General features: G+C 43.2%; 16 protein-coding genes. 6 read left to right on the top strand and 10 right to left on the bottom strand.

The window, feature by feature from the left end:
* Positions 1-164 precede the first annotated feature (164 nt).
* The 5 genes from CEX98_RS12210 to CEX98_RS12190 form a co-directional block, all read right to left on the bottom strand.
* A complete protein-coding gene (locus CEX98_RS12210) occupies positions 165-584 on the bottom strand; it encodes a group I truncated hemoglobin (RefSeq protein ID WP_099642342.1) in 420 nt (139 codons plus the stop codon).
* Entirely contained in the window at positions 585-1,412 is an 828-nt protein-coding gene (locus CEX98_RS12205; RefSeq protein ID WP_099642341.1) for a DUF3034 family protein, read from the bottom strand. It lies immediately after the preceding gene.
* The gene (locus CEX98_RS12200; protein ID WP_099642340.1) at positions 1,399-3,735 is read right to left on the bottom strand and encodes a bifunctional diguanylate cyclase/phosphodiesterase; all 2,337 of its coding nucleotides are present in this window, start codon (positions 3,733-3,735) and stop codon (positions 1,399-1,401) included. Before CEX98_RS12200 ends, CEX98_RS12205 begins: the two co-directional genes overlap by 14 nt.
* Entirely contained in the window at positions 3,732-4,364 is a 633-nt protein-coding gene (locus CEX98_RS12195; RefSeq protein WP_099642339.1) for a methylamine utilization protein, read from the bottom strand. Before CEX98_RS12195 ends, CEX98_RS12200 begins: the two co-directional genes overlap by 4 nt.
* A gap of 124 nt (positions 4,365-4,488) precedes the next feature.
* Positions 4,489-5,589, bottom strand: coding sequence for a phosphoribosylaminoimidazolesuccinocarboxamide synthase (locus CEX98_RS12190; protein ID WP_099642338.1), 1,101 nt, complete (start codon positions 5,587-5,589; stop codon positions 4,489-4,491).
* Between the two features lie 188 nt (positions 5,590-5,777).
* On the opposite strand from CEX98_RS12190, the gene CEX98_RS12185 reads away from it, so the two are divergent.
* Genes CEX98_RS12185 through CEX98_RS12175 form a run of 3 tightly spaced genes read left to right on the top strand, consistent with a single transcriptional unit; the run spans position 5,778 to position 8,330 of the window.
* Positions 5,778-6,470 carry an ABC transporter ATP-binding protein gene (locus CEX98_RS12185; RefSeq protein WP_099642337.1) on the top strand — a complete coding sequence of 231 codons (693 nt, stop codon included), beginning with the start codon at positions 5,778-5,780 and terminating at the stop codon, positions 6,468-6,470.
* Entirely contained in the window at positions 6,464-7,813 is a 1,350-nt protein-coding gene (locus CEX98_RS12180) for an ABC transporter permease (protein ID WP_099642336.1), read from the top strand. The genes CEX98_RS12185 and CEX98_RS12180 overlap by 7 nt, the downstream gene beginning before the upstream one ends.
* A 46-nt stretch (positions 7,814-7,859) precedes the next feature.
* Positions 7,860-8,330, top strand: coding sequence for a DUF3299 domain-containing protein (locus CEX98_RS12175; RefSeq protein ID WP_431520162.1), 471 nt, complete (start codon positions 7,860-7,862; stop codon positions 8,328-8,330).
* Between the two features lie 101 nt (positions 8,331-8,431).
* Here the strand turns inward: CEX98_RS12175 and CEX98_RS12170 are convergent, their stop codons facing one another.
* On the bottom strand, positions 8,432-8,665 hold the full coding sequence (locus tag CEX98_RS12170; RefSeq protein WP_099642334.1) for a hypothetical protein: 234 nt from the start codon (positions 8,663-8,665) through the stop codon (positions 8,432-8,434).
* 283 nt (positions 8,666-8,948) lie between these two features.
* Between CEX98_RS12170 and CEX98_RS12165 the strand changes: the two genes are divergently transcribed.
* The 3 genes from CEX98_RS12165 to CEX98_RS12150 all read left to right on the top strand — a co-directional run bounded on the left by CEX98_RS12165 (position 8,949) and on the right by CEX98_RS12150 (position 13,177).
* The gene (locus CEX98_RS12165) at positions 8,949-9,245 is read left to right on the top strand and encodes a helix-turn-helix domain-containing protein (RefSeq protein ID WP_099642333.1); all 297 of its coding nucleotides are present in this window, start codon (positions 8,949-8,951) and stop codon (positions 9,243-9,245) included.
* 419 nt (positions 9,246-9,664) lie between these two features.
* A complete protein-coding gene (locus tag CEX98_RS12155; RefSeq protein WP_099642331.1) occupies positions 9,665-10,351 on the top strand; it encodes a hypothetical protein in 687 nt (228 codons plus the stop codon).
* 375 nt (positions 10,352-10,726) lie between these two features.
* Positions 10,727-13,177 carry a TonB-dependent receptor domain-containing protein gene (locus tag CEX98_RS12150; protein ID WP_099642330.1) on the top strand — a complete coding sequence of 817 codons (2,451 nt, stop codon included), beginning with the start codon at positions 10,727-10,729 and terminating at the stop codon, positions 13,175-13,177.
* A gap of 95 nt (positions 13,178-13,272) precedes the next feature.
* Here the strand turns inward: CEX98_RS12150 and CEX98_RS12145 are convergent, their stop codons facing one another.
* The 4 genes from CEX98_RS12145 to gmk form a co-directional block, all read right to left on the bottom strand.
* Entirely contained in the window at positions 13,273-13,665 is a 393-nt protein-coding gene (locus CEX98_RS12145; protein ID WP_099642329.1) for a RidA family protein, read from the bottom strand.
* Between the two features lie 10 nt (positions 13,666-13,675).
* Positions 13,676-15,778 carry a bifunctional GTP diphosphokinase/guanosine-3',5'-bis pyrophosphate 3'-pyrophosphohydrolase gene (gene spoT / locus CEX98_RS12140; protein WP_099642328.1) on the bottom strand — a complete coding sequence of 701 codons (2,103 nt, stop codon included), beginning with the start codon at positions 15,776-15,778 and terminating at the stop codon, positions 13,676-13,678.
* A 246-nt stretch (positions 15,779-16,024) separates the two neighbouring features.
* Positions 16,025-16,300, bottom strand: coding sequence for a DNA-directed RNA polymerase subunit omega (gene rpoZ / locus CEX98_RS12135; protein ID WP_010374289.1), 276 nt, complete (start codon positions 16,298-16,300; stop codon positions 16,025-16,027).
* A gap of 87 nt (positions 16,301-16,387) precedes the next feature.
* On the bottom strand, positions 16,388-17,011 hold the full coding sequence (gene gmk / locus CEX98_RS12130; RefSeq protein WP_099642327.1) for a guanylate kinase: 624 nt from the start codon (positions 17,009-17,011) through the stop codon (positions 16,388-16,390).
* Positions 17,012-17,371 lie beyond the last annotated feature (360 nt).

Genomic DNA, 17,371 nt, shown 5'->3' with positions numbered 1-17,371 from the left:
TGGCTCTCTTCTTCTATTGGCACGGTATAAAGCACGCTAATTGCGTGTTAATCCGATCCCGTGACTGAATTTTCAATATATTTCTTTTAGGTTACAGAATTACAGTAAATAATTCAGCTTTTTTCCCTAATCTTTGTGCCAAAGTAAAGCCCTTCAGCGCTCCCCTAAAGTTTAATTATTTCTCCTCGCATGGGGGCTAGGCGGGCTAAAATTTTGTTTTGTATTCCATGCGGAATACCAACCTCATTCATCGCATTAATCAGTAAATCAACAACACGATTAAAATCTGATTCGGTAATATTCATCCCAGTATGGATTTGTACCATGTTATCCCCTTGATAATCACAAGGACCATCTAGGGTGTCGCATAGGTGGGTAATAAAGCCTTCTCTAAAGTGACTTACGTTAGACGCTTTGAAATAGGGTAGGATCACTTCATCGTTACCTATTTGCTGGATAAACGCATCTACCAACTTTTGTGCTCCAGCATTCCCTCCAATTTGTTCATATAACGAACGTTGAGGCGTAGTGGCATTACAACCGGTCAAAATACATAGCAACGCTGCTAGCGGTAACCATTTCATTTAAAAATACCCCGTCACAGAGAGATACCAACCGGTTTGAGACGGTTGACCTGCAATTTTTCCTAAATCGAGCCAAGCAGCCGTAACACTGACAGACTTATTCGGGATCCAGGCTACAAAAAGATCCTGCCAATCTGACTCGCCAAGACCAAGGTTATTTGATTTCTGACGATATTCGACGCCGAGGGCCCAATGCCTCGACAAAAACACCGCACTGCTCGCTTCAAGCTGCCAAGGTGAGCTGTCATTTGCCCCACCATAACCCAGAATTCCTAGTTGGTTAGCTCGCGAGTGTCTTACCGTGACATTCCAAAACCAGTTATAGCCGCCGATCGCCCCTAAATGTAATTTACTTGCAGCTAAGTAATAATCTGTACCAGAGTCATCTTTAGCCCCAAGCAGATTAGCAACTGTAGCGTCATCTAGAGATTTATGCTGAATGCCAAAGCTCAGTTGTGGATATTTACTGTAAACAATATCGCCATATAAACGTACCTTAGCTGCGATAATATCTTGCTCAATATCGAGGTTTAGCGCATCAACATCGAAGTTTTGCTGGGCAAAGCTCAGCTCAACACGGTTAAATAGATTTGCCTGAATCCCACAGACATCAAGCTGATAATCCTTTAAGCTGGCACGGCTACAAAAACCTGTTGCCGACCACTCATCCTCTGACGCATAGCCTGCAAGTTGTGCCCAAGGTACAATTCCACCACCGGCACTCCCCTCAACTTGAGACACGCCCGGTGTTGCTAGCAATTTGCCCGTTGCAGCATAAGCTGAACTACCTAGCAGCAAGTAAGCAATAATCACATTAACCCACTTCATGATACCTCCCGAGCCACTGGTCAAAATCTTGTGCTTTTAATGGCTTACTAAGATAGTACCCTTGAGCATAATCACATTGCATTGACTCTAATAGATCCAATGATGCTTTATCTTCAACCCCTTCAGCCACCACGCTAAAACCAAGTTGATGGCCAAGCGTAATGGTTGAGCTCACGATAAACTGGTCTTTTTCGGACTGTGCAAGCTTTAAAATAAACACCTTATCTAGTTTTAATTCGTCAATTGGTAGCATCTTCAATCTACCTAACGAAGTTTGCCCTACACCATAATCATCTAACGACACTTGAACACCCAGTTGTTTGAGTGCTTGTAAAACTGCAATGCCTTTCTCTTCGTTTTCAATCATATCTCGCTCGGTAAGCTCGATGGTGATCAACTCAGGCTTGACCTTGTAAGATTCAAGTAGTGCCTTAAGGTGAGGCAAAAAGTTTTTATCAGCAATGTCTTGCGCCGACACATTAATGGCAGCTTTGATACGCTCCCCTTGCCGCACCCAGTTTGCAACTTGTGACACCACAGTTTTCACAACCCATTGTGTTAGTTCAACAATTAAACCTGATTGCTCAGCTAAGTCGATAAATAGCTCAGGAGAAACCCACTCACCGTTTTTGCGCTGCCAACGGATCAAGGATTCCACCTTATCAATACGATTAGTCTTCATATTAAGCTTAGGCTGATAGGTCATAAACAACTGACCGTCATCATGAGTTATGGCTTGCTTTAGCTCATCAATGATCTGCAAACGCTCCAGATGCGCTTCGTCTTCCCCTGATTGATAATAATAAACATCGTGACCATCATGGGCCGCGGTATCCACCGCAATCAGAGCCCGACGAACCACATCTTCTGGTGTGTGCGCTTGTTTGGGGTAATGCACCACCCCGATACTAAAGTGCAGCGAAATGTCTAAGCCTTGTACCATGTAAGGTTTACCTAGGCCTTGATTTAACCTCTCGGCACATTCAACAATCCCAATCACTGCACTTTGCGGATCAGCGTAGGCTTTTGCTCGATGTGCAACTAAAAACTCGTCACCACCCAAGCGAACATTGAGCCCACCTTCTTCAGCATTGATTTCAGCGATACGTTTGGCAACAGCTTTGATACAGTCATCACCTACTCGTGGTCCCAGCTTGTCGTTAATGTGCCGTAATCCTTTGATATCGATAGCAAGAAAATAGAACTCGGCACCGCCACTGAGCATGCTATGTAGCCTATCTAGCGCGGCGTTACGATTATAAAACCCTGTTAAGTGGTCGTGACTCGCCTGAAAGCGGATTTGCTCTTCCCGCTCTTGAATGTCTTCACCCATGTTATTAAAGGCATCAACTAATTGGCAAATCTCCTGAGTAGGCCGAGACTCAGCTAATTTTGCTGAGTAATCGCCTTTCGCAAAACGTTTGGCCATCTCTGTCAATTTGCTTAACGGGGTGGTCAAATTCTTAGCAACCACGCCACTGGTAATAAAACCAATTAATATGGTTCCAACCGAAAGCAAAATAATGGTCAGTACCATCTTGTCGAACTCTTGATATTGGGTAGTTAGATCGGAGCTCAGCACCAAACTGATCGGGTTGCTATCAAGCGACGGTAAGCTCACTTCAGCGCTCTCAAAAACAGAATATTCTCCAAACCAACGCGTCGTTTTTTGGGCTGCCAAGAAATCAAATAGATCACTACCAAGTGTCAACGCGTCTAGAGATGAGGCTTTTAGGTTGTCAGCTTCACCAACAAAGCTGGTTTCCATACCGGTTAGCTCTTTTAATTCATTCGCCACCGTTTCGCCCACTTCAAAGCCTATAACCGTGTAAGCAATCGTTCTAGGAGCCCTTACTGGGAGAATAATTACTTGATATAGGTGATCATTGAGTACGACGAATGCCGAGTGGTCGTTATGACTTTGCAGCGCTTGCATCCAGCTTCGTGTATTGCCGGGAAAGCTTAATCCTTCTGTATTTGCAGAGATAAGGTTGCCTTGCACATCAAGAAGTAACATTAAGTCTGCATCAATTCTGCGTGAATGATTTAACAGCACACTACTGATGGTTTGCGCATCGCGCGTTGCCACCGCTTGCTTAAAGCCAAAATCAGCAGTCAATACCGTTGCGGCTGTGACGAGTAAGCGTTCTCTAGCTTTCAGGTATTGTTGATAAACGTTTTGCGCAACCTGAATTTTTCTTTCAACTTGCGCTTCATTGAATTTACTCGTTGACCACCAAAAGCTCGCTAAGCTCATTCCGGCCGTAACCAGAATAAGCATGATACACAAGCTGATTATTTTATTTTTAAAGCTGTTATTCATTCATGCTGTCCAAAGCGCTCTCCAAAGGTATTTCGCGGCGCTGGATAAGTTGTTTCAATTGTTACGGTCACCTGCGCATTTGTGTTCACTATTTGTGCACTTTGGCGACTATCAATGTCGTTGCTCTGATACGGGTGCCACACAGTTACAGTGCGAGACGCGTCGGGTAAAGACACAACACCACTGGCATCGGTCACGAGTACGGGGTTGTCATCTGCAACGTAAATATAACCAACCATAGAGTCATGAATGTTACAACCTAACACCACAACCCCAGCGTTATCAAACTTAAGCGGTTGATTTGGCGTACCGGCATAGAGCTTTAATTCAAATGGTTTTACCGCAGAAAATGAGTAAACATGATGGCGAATGTCATCGCTGTTTGGAAAGCTGACCAGCTGTCCTTTCTGAATAGTTAAAATAAAAGGAACAAATTGTTTATTGATTTGATCCATAACCGCAATCCCTTGTGGTGATGATGCTAGCGGCTGATCTATCAACTCAACAACGGCATGTTGAAGCGGCTCACCATTGCCATCCAATATCTTTAGCTGGGTGGCCTGTGCTTTACTTGAAGCGATGAAAAGTAAAAAACCTAAACTTAGCAAGGGCAGAACAAACGGTCGCATATCTGACTCTAGTTATTGCAACAATTAAGGTAAGTAAAAGAGACCTTGCCATGAAATGCAAGCGAATTGAGAAATTTGCCCTAATAAACTCATTTACTAGGGCAAAATATTATGGTTGCTAGCGCTAATCGATAAGCCCGTAGTGGCTATTAAGAATATCGATCACTTCTTGGCGAGGATCTGATGGGATCGTTAATTCACGACCAATAATTTTACTGGCGATCCCCACATAGGTTTCGCTTACCGACATCATCACCGCTTCTGGCAACTGGTAGTCTCGTGCCAACGCTTCACGCTCAGGCATACGATCCTTATTCAGCAGTACATCGCTGTCAGGTACATTATTAATTAGTAGCTGACGGAACCCTTCTTTTGAGTTTTCGATGATTTTACCATCACGGTAAGCTGGCCCATCCCAAATACGAGATGAGTCTGGCGTGCCTACTTCATCAATGTATATCAAGCGCTCTTGACCGTCTTTATCTTCAACATAACCAAATTCAAATTTAGTATCTACGAAGATTTGATCAAGCTTTTCCAACTCTCTACTGATAAGGCTAAAGCCCTCAGTTAGCAGCTGTTCGTACTTATCAACATCTGCCGCTGATTTAAAATTGAAGGCGCTAAGGTTGTCCTCGATATTCTGACGAGAAATGTTCACATCATCAACCTCTGGCACATCTGCTAAACCTTTGATGATACCTTTGGTCGATGGCGTGATAAGCACATCATCTAGCTTTTGATTGGCTTCTAAGCCCTCTGGTAATTGCAAACCACAGAAAGATCGAACACCTTTGGCATAGTCGCGCCACATGCTGCCAGTAATGTATTGGCGTGCAATGGCTTCCACTTTAACTGTACTGGCTTTGCGCACAATCCACACATACGGATGCGGAATATCAACAATATGATTGCCCGCAAGCCCAGCTTCATCAAAAAGCTTGAACCAGTGTGCTGCAACACTATTTAGCGCGATACCCTTACCAGGCACACCATTTAGGCCATTTTCGCCTTGCCAAATACAGTCGAATGCAGAAATACGATCTGAGATAACCATGATAGCCAACTCAGTGCCAGCTGGAACTTGATAGCCTTTTTCTTCGATTAAACGCGCGCTGTCGGCGTCGGTTAACCAATAAACTGAACGTACTTTACCGCTATGAACCGCACCTTTGGTGCGAATTGGAAGATCGTCATTGACGTCTAAAACTTTGTAGCTACTCATTGTTACTCCGATGACAGGATGCGCCTTGCTAAAGGGCACAAAATAATGAGGGGGTTAGGGTCGCTATAATAGTCGAGCTGAACCAAAATCACAATTTAACTTACACGCTTGTTACTGAACTAAACTAGGTTTTGCTTTCGTCATTCTTGTTATACCATCACCAAGTTATTCGGCAGATCAGAGACATTATGCTTAAGATTACGCAATTACAGTTTACTTGGCCCAAGTCGAGTAAACCGGTGTTAACCATACCGAACCTGCATATCGCACGCGGTGAGCACGTTTTTTTGCATGGTCCCAGTGGCAGTGGCAAGTCAACTTTGCTTGGGCTTATCGCTGGCACGCTGGATTGTCAGCAAGGTGAAATTGAAATTGCAGGGGTAAAGGTCAGCAAACTGAGTCGCAGTCGCAGAGATAAGTTTAGAGCCGACCATATTGGGACTATTTTTCAAAACTTTAATTTACTGCCGTACCTTTCTCCCATCGAAAATGTCACTTTAGGGTGTGAATTTTCGAGTAAACGGGTACAAACCATCACCTCACAAAATAAGACCCTAGAGCACGAAGCCAAATTACTACTGAACGAGCTTGGCATAGATGAAGCAACGCAACACCGTCATGTTTCCGAGCTGAGCATTGGACAACAGCAGCGAGTTGCTGCAGCCCGTGCATTTATTGGTAGACCTGAAGTTATCATCGCGGATGAACCAACCTCAGCACTCGACGCCGATAGTCGCAATGATTTTATAAAATTGCTGTTCAACCAAGCCGCGGTATATCGTGCTGCGATCCTCTTTGTTAGTCATGATCAAAGCTTAGCCCCTCTTTTTGATAAGCAACTGAGTTTAGGCGACATTAATCAAGGAGGCAGCCCATGTTAATTAAACTCGCTTGGAAGAGCACATTAAACCGCAAAGCAAGTGTTGCCCTCACTTTAGTCACTATAGCGATTAGTGTGATGTTGCTGCTTTCGGTTGAACGGATCCGTCAGGACGCTAAATCTAGTTTTGCCAACACTATCTCCGGTACTGATCTCATTGTGGGCGCACGGACTGGCGATATTCAACTGTTACTTTCTAGCGTCTTTCGAATTGGTCATGCCAACAACGCTGTGCAATGGCAAAGCTATCAATATATAAAATCCCAACGTGGGGTTGCTTGGAGCATACCTATTAGTCTAGGTGATAGCCATAAAGGTTTTGCAGTGCTTGGCACCGACGACAATTACTTTCACCACTATCAGTATGCCAATAAACAAAATCTCACCTTTGTTGCTGGTCGCCCATTTCATAATGGGCAAGAGGTGGTGCTCGGTGCTGAAGTAGCAAAACAATTAGGCTATCGGCTCGGGCAAAAAATCGTGATCTCTCATGGCATGGGTAATACTAGCTTTCATCATCATGATGATAACCCGCTGGTTATTTCTGGGATTTTAGCGCGTACCGGCACACCGGTAGATAAGACCTTACATGTGCCACTCAGTGCAATTGAAGCTATGCATAGTACTGGGCACAATACGCAGCCTAGAATGATTTCACGTAAGCACACAGCTACAAGCCATGAGCATGAGCATGAGCATGAGCATGAGCATGAGCATGAGCATGACAGTAAAGAAAAAGATGAGCTACTACACAATCTCGACTCCGAGCCAGGCGATTTAATCGGCTCTACACAGCAAATTACAGCATTCTTACTCGGGTTTGACTCGCCGCTTTATACCTTGCAAGTCAGAAGAAACATCAATCAATATAAGGCAGAACCTTTGCTGGCTATCATGCCGGGAGTCACCCTAAGGGAACTTTGGGAAATGCTAGATATTGTCGAGCAAATCCTGCTACTTATCACCCTTGCCGTTGTGCTCATCAGCCTACTGGGTATGCTTACTTCCCTGCTGGCAACATTAAATCAAAGGCGCAGAGAACTGGCAATTTTACGCTCAGTCGGTGCTAGGCCTTGGCATATTTTTGCGCTGCTAATTAGCGAAGCAATTTTTATCACAGTATTAGGATGTGCCTTTGGTGTCATTCTGTTTTATTTATTGCTCATTGCGGCACAGTCTGGCCTCCAAAGCCAGTTTGGTGTGGTGCTTAGTATCCGAGGGCTCTCCCCCTATGAACTCACGCTACTAAGCGTTATTATAGGTGCAGGTACTATTATCGGCGCTATTCCCGCTGCGCGTGCTTATTTTTACTCGCTTGCCGATGGCATGCAAATTAAAACCTAAGAGGATCAAGATGCTGTTAAATGCACGTAGTCACGTTTTTTACTTTATGGCACTCATCACCGCGATGTTGTTTAGCACTGCCGTTAATGCAGCACCGCCAAAAGAAATATTTTGGGAAGATTTAATTCCCAAAGGGCATGTTCAAATTAGCAATCAAGCTGCTGCCAGCCATGAAGGCTCCGAACAAAATTGGGTGCAACCAGATTTGAATGCACCAGTGGTAAAAGAACTGGACGGTCAACACGTGAGCCTACCTGGGTTTGTTGTACCACTCGAAGGCAACAGTGAAGTGCTTACCGAATTTTTGTTGGTACCTTATTTTGGTGCTTGTATTCATGTGCCACCACCGCCACCTAACCAAATCGTCCATGTAAAATTTAAAGACGGCGTGCCTATCGAAAGCTTATACGATGCAATCACCGTCAGCGGCACTATCAAAGTTGCGACCTGGAAAGGTGATATCGCACAGACTGGTTATATGATGGAAGCCAAAGGCGTCGCCCCCTTTGAACTCTAAAAACGACGCCAATCACTAAAAAAAGAGTGCCAATACTCAACCGAGTTTTATTGGCACTCTTACCACTGTAAAACATACAATTTTGTTTCTTCTATTTACCACTATTCAGTGGTAGGAACACTGGCATACACCAGTTCGATGAGATTATTCATGGTCCGAGACTTCTGCATATATGCCTTTTCCATATAAGCCAGTTCCTGAAGCTCAAATAAGGTACTTTCTACAAGAGAAAACCATTTAGTGGTCGTTTCAGGAACTTCAACCTCTTCGCGACTTGCTTTTTTAAGTGCTTCATAGAGAATATTTAAGTCATTGTATTGACGTAGATAATCCATATCATCCTCAGTTGTTAACCTTACTTTTATTTCACACTAAAATAACAAAAGCCTTGCTAAAAAATCTTGTCGAACCAGCTTTAAAATTAAAGTAAAGAAATCAAGGTGAAAAGTATACCGGCGAGTGTGTTACCACGAAAAGTCAGTGAATAAACTTCCCTCTTACGGAAACGTTTTCATTGATTAAAATTACAACCACCGATACAATCACAACAAATATTATACAAAAAAATAACTTATATAGAGTTTAAGAGTACTCTCCCATAAGCAAAGGATTAAATTGGTGGGCAATCCCAATTTTAAATATAACGGTGATGATCTTAGAAGAATGCGCCTTGCTGCCCAAAAAACTACACAGCAAATGGCCGACCTTGTTGGTATTAGTCGTCAAACGTACGAAAACTATGAAAATGGAGTTAGTCGTATACCTTGGGATCACTTTCAAGTTTGGTGTAAATACTGTGATATTGATCTTTCTCCCATCATTAAACAGTTTCAAGCGCTACGGAGTTTAATTAGTGATACTCAATTAAGACGCAAAAGCCCAACAACTTCTAATCCAAAGAAAGTGGAAGAGTAAAAGTTATGTTATTAGCCAACTTAAAATTACAAGAAACTGGTTAAGTAATCCTATACCACTAGTTAATATACCTAGTAGCTGGAGACTGAAAAATAGATAATGACCCGAGAATAAGGGAACTTCACCTAAGCCTAACACTTGGCAAGTTAGCTATCTTAATGTTACAAGTTATTCTCAATAGGTAAGTTTCTGAGTACTGTATTGACAATATTAACCACTGCAAAACCCTATAAGGAATAGAATATGATGTCTTCAAATCAGAAAGGTATAACAGAGAAAATGAAAGCAAGGCACTTATCAAAGGCTGAAAAAGAGCGAGTCTACGGCGGTAGCTTAGGTGTTATCAAAGATGATCCAAGGAGCTCATCAAGGCCTTCCTACCATCTTAGTTCTCTACCTTCAGGATCAAGGAAAGTTAAATGATTAAAACTTGGCACTTTGCCTTGTTAGCGGTAGTAGCATGGTTTTTTATTGCGTATATTCAAATTACCTTTGAAGAGTATGCCTATATTTATATCATTGTTACTACTTTAATATTTACATTCTTTTTCAAATCACAAGAGAATATTAAGCATATCTCTGCGGGCTTGGTATTAGTTATTTCTTTTGAATTCTTCTTATATTCATTGATCACTGAGATATTATTCCCTGAAAGGCCGGCCTACTTTGTAAATGCTTTAATATTTTCACTGCACTTTTTCACTGATCTAGCACTATTTTACTATTTCAAAAATAGAACGAAATTATCCATGGCTTTTATAAGCAAATTCGTTCCAGAGAAGCGAGAGTTTATTTATATGACTCACGCTGATATTCTGTTGGTAGGAATCTATTTTCTTTTCATGGTGGTTGATATAGCCGCATTCATCGAAAACTTAATTCGCAATATGGACTATATTTTCGGTGTCGCAGAGGATACTGCTAAGCCATTTTGGAGTTGGAATTGGGTATATCAAAGCTATCCATATGCCAAAGCAATTTTGCTCGCCGCCGTTGTAACAGTACTCTTGGCAACCGTTTATGTTGAACGCTTTCGTCCAGCCCCAATTGAGGAAAAAGAGGATAGCGCAAGGTTTAAAGAGCATGAGTCACAAGGCAGGTCATAACAACGTGTAATACAACTGCGCAACGTATAGAACCCTGCTGCGTGCCAACACGCTCGTGTACTGAAACACCAACTAAAAGGGGCAGCTCTGCTTCCCCTTGATTTCTCCAACCCTTTCCACACATTATTTGCCCCCATAGCAGTATGTCCCTTCCCTTCTACTTAACCTAGACGATTCAAGTAACACAAAAATAGCGTTCTTCCTTACAACCCCTATTTGATAATTTTTTAAAAACAATAAGTAAGTACTTAGTTACACCACACGGTAGTAATGGCTTATTTTTACCTAAATTCATACAAAGCACTAGAATTTGTAATAGAAATCATTATCATGTGCGCTCCTATTTAAGTTACAACCAGTTGCCGTGTTTTGAATATGAACTACTCCAAATTATCTATTGCTGTTGCTGCTTCTCTTTTCAGTATGCAAGCAACACAAACATTTGCTTCAGACGTGAAGCTAGCTGACCAAAATATAGAAGTTATCGTTGTTGAGGGGGAAAAGCTTCAACTAAGAAAACGTGAAATTGAGCATACAAAGGGAAGTTCAAACTCAGATATCTTTTCAACCTTTACAGGAGTGAATGCCAACAACTTACGTAACGAAGCTGGCGCCCTCGATATTGGTATTCGAGGTGTTCAAGGTGAGGGCCGAGTACCTATCTTCATTGATGGTAGCCTACAGTCGACACACACTAACCGTGGTTATATGGGCAGTGCAGATCGAACATATATCGACTCCGATTTAATTAGCGATCTATCACTAGAAAAAGGGGCTACCAGCAAAGGCTCTGCGTTTAGCTCTGGCGCAATCGGTGGCAGTGTGACCATTCGCACCTTAAATGCGCAAGATGTGTTTAAAGAAGGTGAGCAGTTTGGCGCACTAGTTAAATTAAAAACCCACAATAACAACAAAATGCCTGAAATCGCAGAAAACTTTGGCCTCCAAAGTTACTATGAAGTCAGCAACGACAACGATACGTTTGATTTTGACGGCGGTGGTATTACCTTTGCAACAGCTTACCAGTCAGATAAGTTACAAGCCGTACTCGCGTTCAGTGATAAAAAAGTCGGTAACTATTTTGCTGGTAAACACGGCTTCGACAACTTTGTAGAAGTCGATGAATTCACCAAATATGTGCCACCAACAGACGCTGCCGGTAATGCACTCAACGTGCCTTGGTCTGAGTATATCGAAACAACCGAAATCGTCCATACACCTCCTCCAGTCAACCGCGAAGGTGAAGTCGTAAATACCAGCTTTGAAAGCGAGTCATACCTGGCTAAGTTTAGCTATGCACTGAACGATGAGCATTCAATAGAAGCTAACACTCGATTGCATCGACAAGAAGCTGGAGAAATGCTGGCGAGCTACTGGTATAAAGGTCGAGCTGGAGATTTGAAATACTGGACCAGTGTTGACGAAAACGGCGAAAAACAAACCCATATTGAAAAGATCCCTGAAGGGGTTGAGACCATGCCACAATGGGAGCCAGGCTCAGCTACCGTTAACAGTGCCAGTGTGCTCTATCGCTACTTACCAGCGTCTACCTCACTTATCGACTTAAAGATCAACGCGTGGCGCACCAGCGCAAAACTAAAACAGTATAATGCGCTGGGTAGCAACCTAGGAAGTAATGCAGGTCAGTATTTCCATCGCTACAGCAACAAGCGAGCTGGTGTAGGGGTGTTAAATACTTCTTCATTCACCGTCGCTAGCTATCCGGTAACCTTGTTGTATGGCCTCTCTTGGCAAGAAGAAACTTTAGCGCCACATAAAGATTGGCTGAACAACTTCAAAAAAGATTATTTTCCTGACGATCACCAATACACGCCAACTTCTCGTCATGGCAAGCAGGTAAAGCGTGCGATTTTCACCAATGCTCAAATCGACTTATCACCGCTAGAGCTCTCGCTGAATATCAATCATCATGACTCTGAGAACCAAGATCACCAAACTGGTGAGCAGTTGCGCTTTGATGGTAAAACCGATATCACAGTGCAGGGGGTTTACTATGTAGTAGACAATACCGCAATCAAAGCAAAGTTTAGTAATGCCTACCGCATGCCAAACCTATATGAGTCTACTATCTCTAATGAAGTATTTTCTTACTCGCCAGACTACCCTGTAGGCCCTGAAAAAACCCAGTCTTACGACATTGGTATTGAAAGTGACTTTTCCAACGTCTTGACCAATGGCGATAAGTTAGTCGTTTTTGCTGAGTATTTTAATACCCATATTAAAGATATGCTGGCAACGGGATTTTTACCTAGTAAAAAACCAGACGCAGAGTCTTGGGATCAAAACTTCACTTTCACCAACTATGATAAGTTTGAGCTACCGGGCGCAGAGTTTGGCCTTAACTATCAGGGCGATCTATTTTACGGCAAAATTGCCTACACCAAATATTTTGACGTTGAGATGTGTTCAAGCCTTGTCGCTGAAGCTGAGGGTGTCGACACTTGTAATGCCACCGGTTTTTCAGGCAGCTTAACACCGGTGCGTATTCCACCTAAAAAGCATCTTATTGCTAATATTGGCACAACCTTATTTAACGACAAAGCAGATATCGGCTTAACCTATAAGGGTCACTCTGAAAAAATGCATCCTGCAGGTTTCTTAAGCGGTACTGGTGCGAATGCATTGCAGCGTATCCCTGCGGGTTACCAACTTGATTTTTATGCAGATTATAAATTCAACGAGAGTTATTCCGCATTTCTTACCGTCAGTAACTTAACCAATCGATACACTGTATCATCCGGCTCAGTGGTGGCGATGCCAGAACCAGGACGCACTGTCACATTCGGTGTAGAAATCAAACTTTAGTTAATTGGCAGGGTATTGGCCACTATGTTGTGACGGGGATTGTCTAAACCGTATTACAAAAATCCGCTCCTGCTACTGCAGGAGCGATAACCAACTTAGTTTGTTGATGGCAACTCCATGATGCCATCAATCTCAATTTGCGCGCCTTTTGGTAGTTCTTTTACACCAATGGCAGCACGAGCGGGATAAGGCTTTCTAAAGTACTGTGACATAATCTCATTTACTGTCGCAAAGTTGCTCAGATCAGTTAAGAAAATATTTACTTTCACCATATCTTGCAGCTCACCACCTGCTTCTTCACAAACTGCAATAAGATTTTTGAATACTTGATGCGTTTGTTCTGCAAAGTCTTCAGAAATAAATTCCATTGTCTCTGGAACCAGTGGAATCTGACCAGATAAATACACCGCAGTACCAACTTTTACCGCTTGGTTGTAAGTGCCGATGGCTGCTGGCGCTTTATCTGTTGAAATAATAGCTTTGTTCATGGATGTTCCTTTATTTTTTACGATACACGCGTTGCACGTCTGGCATTACTCGAATTCGGCGCATAATATCAGCGACATGAATTCGGTTTTTCACGGTAATACCTAAATCAATCACGTATAAATTACTTTCTTTTTCGTCGGTTGCGATTTCAACAATATTGGCTTGAGTGGTCGCAACAACATTAGTTAATTTAGCCAGCGCACCTTGGTGGTTAATGATCTCCACACGTAGCGCTGCGATATATTCTTTCTCTGGGTTGTCTTCCCATTTCACAACGAAATATTTCGAGCGTTCGTTCTGCCAACCTTTGATATTTTTACACTCTTGACGGTGTACCATCAGGCCTTTACCTTGGCTCACATACGCGGTGATTGCATCTCCTGGGACCGGACGACAACACTTAGCGTAGGTAACTAGCATACCCTCAGTACCGATTATCGCTGCTTTTGCTCGTTTAGCAATATCTTCAACCGCATTATCGTCTTGTAATAGGCGCTTCGCTATCAATACGCTCATGATATTACCGCAGCCAATCTCCACCAACAGCTCTAACAGCGTGTTGAGGCTATGCTCTTCCAGTACGTTATCAATCTGCTCTTGAGCAATATCATCTAACTTGTACTCACCCAATGCTGAATCTAACAAGCGACGGCCTAACTGAATTGCCTCTTCCTCTTGCTGGCTCTTGAGGTAATTGCGGATCCCAAGGCGTGCTTTGCCCGTTACGACAAAATTTAACCAAGTTGCATTTGGATGGGCACCTGAGCTGGTAATAACTTCGACCGTTTGCCCCGTATCTAGCGCTTTGCTTAGCGGGTAAGGTTTGCGGTTAACGCGCGCGCCCACGCAGGTATTACCTACATCGGTGTGCACAGCGTAAGCAAAGTCTACCGCCGTTGCCCCCATTGGTAGTTCTACAATGCGGCCATCTGGGGTAAAGACGTAAATTTCTTCGGGGAATAATTCGGTTTTAACGTTTTCAACAAACTCAAAAGACGAACCAGCGCTTTGCTGCAGTTCAAGTAAGCTTTGCATCCACTGACGTGCACGTTGTTGCGCGGTATGGCCGGCATTATCACCTGACTTTTTATACATCCAGTGCGCTGCTACCCCTTTGTCAGCCATATGATCCATATCGTGAGTACGAATTTGGATTTCTACTGGAATGCCGTGAGGGCCAACCAGTGACGTATGCAGTGATTGATAGCCGTTGGTTTTTGGCACGGCGATATAATCTTTAAAGCGAGTTTCTATCGGCTTATATAAGTTATGTGCAACGCCTAACACACGGTAGCAGGTGTCAAGGTTATCAACATTAATCCTAAAGGCATAAATGTCCATAACTTCGTTGAACATTAGCTCTTTATTCAGCATTTTTCGATAAATACTATATAAATGCTTTTCACGCCCTTTTACTGAGCCTTGGATCCCAGCCTCTTCTAATCTAGATTCGATTTCAGACTGAATATTGCTGATCACTTCTTTGCGGTTGCCACGTGCCTTCGCCACCTCTGAGCGCAGAGCACGGTAACGCATTGGATATAATGCTTGAAACCCTAAGTCTTCTAACTCATTTTTAATATCATGAATACCAAGGCGGTTTGCAATTGGCGCGTAAATCTCTAGAGTTTCACGAGCGATACGACGACGTTTATCAGGACGAAGCGCCCCAAGCGTTCGCATGTTGTGCGTTCTATCCGCAAGTTTAATAAGGATGACGCGAATATCCTGAGTCATCGCCATAATCATCTTGCGATAGTTTTCAGCTTGAAACTCTTTTTTATCTTTAAAACTCAGTTTGTCGAGCTTAGATACCCCTTCCACCAGCTCAGCAACCGTGTTACCAAAGATCTCGGCTAAATCATCTTGGCTAAAATCCGTATCTTCAATCACATCATGCATGAGCGCTGCCATCAGTGTTTCATGGTCAAGCTTCATACTTGCTAAGATCTGAGTTACTTCCACCGGGTGAGTAATATAAGGCTCACCACTAGAGCGAGTCTGTCCCTCGTGTGCCTCGCGGGCCACGACATAGGCTTTTTGCACCAAATCGACGTCTTCTGGTGACAAATATTCTGAGATTTTCTTTTTGAGGCCTTCAAACAGATACATTCACACTCCAATGTTTCAGAGAAGCTATACTCAACGAGTATAAAAACGACTTACAAGCTAATTACTTAAGAATATACGATGAAACACCAGCAATGCCAATGAACAATTTATGCTACTTGTTAGGAAGTTAAAGGCGTTATAAGTTGTACAATTTGCTGGTAATTATACCAATTGTTTTAATTTCAATTGGTATAAAACAATAATGCCAGCAAAAGCTGGCATTATTGAATCAAGACAGTGGTTGGATTAGCGATTGCCACCAACGATTGCAGCCACGGCTGCAAGCTCTGCAGCTTCTTGATGCTGCTGCTCTTCACGGTCGATAATATCAAGCGAGTCAGTGGTTACAAAACCTTGCTCAATTTCACGTAGCGCGATTACGGTTGGCTTGTCATTTTCAGCATCAACCATAGGATCTTTACCGCCTACAGAAATTTGGCGAGCGCGACGCGCTGCTACTAAAATCAAGTCAAAGCGGTTACCAATTTTATCTACTGCATCTTCTACAGTTACGCGAGCCATCGAAGCACTCCAAATTCAGTTCATTATGCAAAAGGCTAGTTTACTGTATGTCTAGCCTTTCGCCAAGTATTGATGGTTAAAAAGTAATTATTTTAGCAAGTCGGCGATCAGCGCCTGATGACGAGATGACTGCGCTTTTTGCTCAAGTCTTGCAGCAATAACAATATGCTCAAGCTCACCGCGCGTTTGTTCAAAGTCGTCATTAACCAAAATATAGTCAAACTCGTTGTAGTGCGAGCTTTCTGATTTCGCTTCTGCCATACGCCCAGCGATCACTTCTTGCGAGTCTTGGCCTCGGCCATTTAAGCGGTTTTCTAGCTCAGCGGTAGAAGGTGGGAGAATAAAGATGGTTTTTACTTCAGGCATTAGCTCACGTACCTGACGGGCGCCTTGCCAATCAATATCTAAAAACACATCGATGCCAGCGGCAAGCTGATCTTCAATCGCTTGTTTAGACGTGCCATAGTAGTTTTCGAATACTTGTGCCCATTCAAAAAAATCACCCTTGTCGATCAGCTGTTTAAACTCATCAACCGAGACAAAGTGATAATGTACGCCATTTTCCTCGCCCGGACGAGGTGCACGGGTGGTATGAGACACCGACACTTTAATGTCGTCGTGCTTTTCCAGTAATGCTTTGATTAAACTTGATTTACCGGCACCAGAAGGTGCAGAAAGGATAAACAGATTACCGCGTGTAGGTGATGTCATAGTCATTCTCAACAAAAATACCGGCCGAGTCGTATTAGTTTACTCTAGTCTGCCGCAGTGCTAAAAGCGGACATTATACCGAGTAACGTGTAAGAATACACTAAGGAAAAATCGAGGAATAAACCCAACAAAGCAAGTAACCCAGGAACCTACTATCATGTTAAGTTTATTCCTCTAGAATGGATTTCATTAATCGCCGCCAAGGCGTTCACTCGGTAGGCGCGAGTTCACCTCGCGATTTTTTAACGGCTCGCCGCATGAAGCGGCTCCTACCAAGGCGTTCACCCAGTAGGAGCGAGTTCACCTCGTGGCCTTTTCACAGCTCGCCGCGTGAAGCGCTCCTACCATGGCGTCGCCCAG

The organism is Pseudoalteromonas piscicida (genome assembly GCF_002744175.1).
GTDB classification, from domain to species: Bacteria; Pseudomonadota; Gammaproteobacteria; order Enterobacterales; family Alteromonadaceae; genus Pseudoalteromonas; species Pseudoalteromonas piscicida_B.
The sequence above is the reverse complement of the archived record's forward strand: the minus strand, read 5'-3'. Positions and strand labels throughout refer to the sequence as shown.

Coding starts and splice junctions, on each gene's coding strand:
- CEX98_RS12210 (WP_099642342.1), bottom strand. CDS start 584: ATGAAATGGTTACCGCTAGCAGCGTTGCTATGTATTTTGACCGGTTGT.
- CEX98_RS12205 (WP_099642341.1), bottom strand. CDS start 1,412: ATGAAGTGGGTTAATGTGATTATTGCTTACTTGCTGCTAGGTAGTTCA.
- CEX98_RS12200 (WP_099642340.1), bottom strand. CDS start 3,735: ATGAATAACAGCTTTAAAAATAAAATAATCAGCTTGTGTATCATGCTT.
- CEX98_RS12195 (WP_099642339.1), bottom strand. CDS start 4,364: ATGCGACCGTTTGTTCTGCCCTTGCTAAGTTTAGGTTTTTTACTTTTC.
- CEX98_RS12190 (WP_099642338.1), bottom strand. CDS start 5,589: ATGAGTAGCTACAAAGTTTTAGACGTCAATGACGATCTTCCAATTCGC.
- CEX98_RS12185 (WP_099642337.1), top strand. CDS start 5,778: ATGCTTAAGATTACGCAATTACAGTTTACTTGGCCCAAGTCGAGTAAA.
- CEX98_RS12180 (WP_099642336.1), top strand. CDS start 6,464: ATGTTAATTAAACTCGCTTGGAAGAGCACATTAAACCGCAAAGCAAGT.
- CEX98_RS12175 (WP_431520162.1), top strand. CDS start 7,860: ATGGCACTCATCACCGCGATGTTGTTTAGCACTGCCGTTAATGCAGCA.
- CEX98_RS12170 (WP_099642334.1), bottom strand. CDS start 8,665: ATGGATTATCTACGTCAATACAATGACTTAAATATTCTCTATGAAGCA.
- CEX98_RS12155 (WP_099642331.1), top strand. CDS start 9,665: ATGATTAAAACTTGGCACTTTGCCTTGTTAGCGGTAGTAGCATGGTTT.
- CEX98_RS12150 (WP_099642330.1), top strand. CDS start 10,727: ATGAACTACTCCAAATTATCTATTGCTGTTGCTGCTTCTCTTTTCAGT.
- CEX98_RS12145 (WP_099642329.1), bottom strand. CDS start 13,665: ATGAACAAAGCTATTATTTCAACAGATAAAGCGCCAGCAGCCATCGGC.
- spoT (WP_099642328.1), bottom strand. CDS start 15,778: ATGTATCTGTTTGAAGGCCTCAAAAAGAAAATCTCAGAATATTTGTCA.
- rpoZ (WP_010374289.1), bottom strand. CDS start 16,300: ATGGCTCGCGTAACTGTAGAAGATGCAGTAGATAAAATTGGTAACCGC.
- gmk (WP_099642327.1), bottom strand. CDS start 17,011: ATGACATCACCTACACGCGGTAATCTGTTTATCCTTTCTGCACCTTCT.